The organism is Phyllobacterium sp. P5_D12, from assembly GCF_054049495.1.
Genome location: NZ_JBFUMG010000612.1, coordinates 1 through 2484, shown reverse-complemented (window position 1 = coordinate 2484; position 2484 = coordinate 1). Strand labels below are relative to the sequence as shown.

Here is a 2484-nt window from a genome sequence, read left to right as displayed (position 1 = left end):
CTGCTGGACCATGGCGTAGAGCACACCAGACTGCATAAGCGCCACTGCAGCACCCAACCAGAGGAAACGATTGATCTTTATTGTCATGCCGTTGTCTGCCTTTTTGGATTCCTTTTCTGAAGACGTCGCTCCATGCGGATGACAAAGGCGGCAAGAAGCAGAACCAGCACACCGGCGCTCAGGAAGAAGCTCGCGGTCCCGATCATCGTGCCGATAGTCTCGAAAGCCAGATAGAGAACTTCCAGCGAGAAGACCGTATAGGCAATCCACCGCACCGCCAGATTACGGTGGCCCGAAAGCACGAGACCCGCGATCGAGCAACCGAGGATCGCAAATCCGATCAGGACCTGACCGGGAATCGCTTCATCGGCAAATTCATTGCTGGCGATATCGAACTGGAAGAACAACAGCGCCACGAGCACCATGAGGAAGCCATAGGCGCCCAGGGGCTCTGTCCAGCCGGTCATCCGGTCCAGGAGGCCGGGGCGCACGGCGTCCATCATGAAGCATATGGCACCGATAAGCCCCGCCACCCACAAGACCATGACCTCGTTGAGGTCGATTCGGACGACAAGCACGTAGGTGATGAGCAACAGGGCGATGAGATGCTGTGCGGCCCTGCCCTTCGTGTACCAGATTAGCCCTGCACTGATGAAAAGCAGGACCGGCACCAGCCAGACATAGTTGAAAGGCTCGCTCGTGGACCGATCGAGCGAAGAGAACAGATAAAGACCTGTAATGGCGACGCCCGCCGAGACAAGCACGGGCGAGCGCAGGAACAATGCCGCAACCATCGTGCCGGCGACCCAGAGGAGCACGGCATCCGATACATCGCCCGACAGATGGTACATTTGGCCAATCAGCGCAATTCCGGCACCAAACGTGATCGCGGCGATCAGGTACAGCGCCTGACCGAAGCGCCTGTCGCCGAGACTTTCCCGCCACGCGCCGCCAACATAACCGAGCCAAAGCACCGATATGATCAGGCCAACGCGAAACAGCCGGGGCATTTCCTCCCAATTCGCCGCGACGAGCGAAATGATCGCCGCACCGAGAAGAACCGCACCGAGCACCGCGAGGATACCTCCAAGGCCAAACCCAGAGCGATGATCGTCGAGGTCTTTGCGAAGCCGTTCGGCGACGATCTCGTCGATCACCCCGTCCCGCTGCCAGCGCGCAATATGTTTCCTCAATCCAATGGTGAGTGCCACGGATGCTCCCTTGAGTCTTCTCAGGTGAAGGTAACGCGACTGACCACGAAAACGCAATTGCACGGCGGTGCACAAATTCAACTCAAAACTGCCTTTGGTGCGCCGCAACAATTAACGGAAGTTAATGCTGCAATGCAGCAATTGCATAGCTGACCTGCAAACTTGGCTCTGCAACTTCGGGACGTCATCCACTATCTTCCACTTAACGATCAAGAGTGATCAATCAAACAAAAAACCGAAGTGGTGAAATGAAATGAACCTTATCCGCTCTTACAGCAACTGGCGCCGTTATCGTGACACGGTTTCCGAGCTGAACCGTCTGTCGACCCGCGAACTCAGCGATCTGGGCATTGCCCGTTCGGACATCCCGTTCGTCGCCAAGAAGTCTGCAGTACGCTAATCGAATACAAGAATATCGCCGGGCTTTATCCTCCTCCCAAAGTTCCCGCGATTGAAGACCGGCACTCCTCCTCCCGGCCGGTCTTTACAAAACGACACCCACCGCACCTCCTCCCGCGGTGGGTGTTGTTGTTTCTGAAACTCTCTACTGTCTATCTCTGCCCGCCATATCCTCGGCGGTGCCATTCCGACAAAAGCATCACGTCAGGCGGTCCGCCTCCCGGTTCATACCAGGAGTCAACGGCCCACGACGTTCCAGAATCATCTCTGAGAACGGCGGTAAAATGCGGATAGCGGCCGTCGACGAAACTTCCGCGCGAATCTCTCTTTGCAACGCGATGATGGTGCAATAGTCCAGCGCCTTGCAGGTAGCGGAGAAAATGGTCCGTATTGGTCGACTCATCGACACAATCCATCTGACCTCTCTCGCGACCCTTGCCGAAATCCATCTTTGGCCGATCGACGACCCCGATAACAGCTACGCTACGCTGCTCAAATATTTGCACCGCGCGGCGAACCGCAGCGCGTTCGGCCGCGGGTGAAACGCGTCCTCCCGCCATGATGGAAGCAATCCGTGAGCGATCTGCCGGCGTCAATGTCACCGGCGTTTGAAAGGTACAGCCATAACCGTTGCAGACGCGGAAACTTTGCGCCTCGGCATGCCCGTACAACGCAACGAACAGAAACATGGTTAAACACGGGATCATGGTACGCATGGGACGACTGTAACGGGACCTGTTCTTGAAACCTACAGGATTCGCTGTTTATGGTTGCCGTATCAAAAGTGGAGGAATCAACATGAAAACAAGAGAGAGCGAAAATTCTTCCTTGCTTGCCAAAAGCAAGAGTCCCGCGGCATCCACGCAGCCGGTCC

At 56.2% G+C, this 2484-nt stretch carries 3 protein-coding genes; 1 reads left to right on the top strand and 2 read right to left on the bottom strand.

The features are described from left to right. Positions 1–83: 83 nt before the first annotated feature. Complete coding sequence (locus ACXJ5O_RS24235) at positions 84–1211, bottom strand: DUF2157 domain-containing protein (protein WP_457302134.1); 1128 nt, start codon at positions 1209–1211, stop codon at positions 84–86. 253 nt (positions 1212–1464) lie between these two features. On the opposite strand from ACXJ5O_RS24235, the gene ACXJ5O_RS24230 reads away from it, so the two are divergent. Next, positions 1465–1611 (top strand): DUF1127 domain-containing protein, encoded by a 147-nt coding sequence (locus ACXJ5O_RS24230; RefSeq protein WP_100001090.1) that lies wholly within the window; start codon positions 1465–1467, stop codon positions 1609–1611. A 151-nt stretch (positions 1612–1762) separates the two neighbouring features. Here the strand turns inward: ACXJ5O_RS24230 and ACXJ5O_RS24225 are convergent, their stop codons facing one another. Then, positions 1763–2299, bottom strand: coding sequence for a hypothetical protein (locus ACXJ5O_RS24225; protein ID WP_457302133.1), 537 nt, complete (start codon positions 2297–2299; stop codon positions 1763–1765). Between the last annotated feature and the right edge of the window lie 185 nt (positions 2300–2484).

What these genes read in the sequence shown, in the direction of transcription:
- ACXJ5O_RS24230 (WP_100001090.1), top strand. Translation starts at nt 1,465, where the DNA reads ATGAACCTTATCCGCTCTTACAGCAACTGGCGCCGTTATCGTGACACG.
- ACXJ5O_RS24225 (WP_457302133.1), bottom strand. Translation starts at nt 2,299, where the DNA reads ATGTTTCTGTTCGTTGCGTTGTACGGGCATGCCGAGGCGCAAAGTTTC.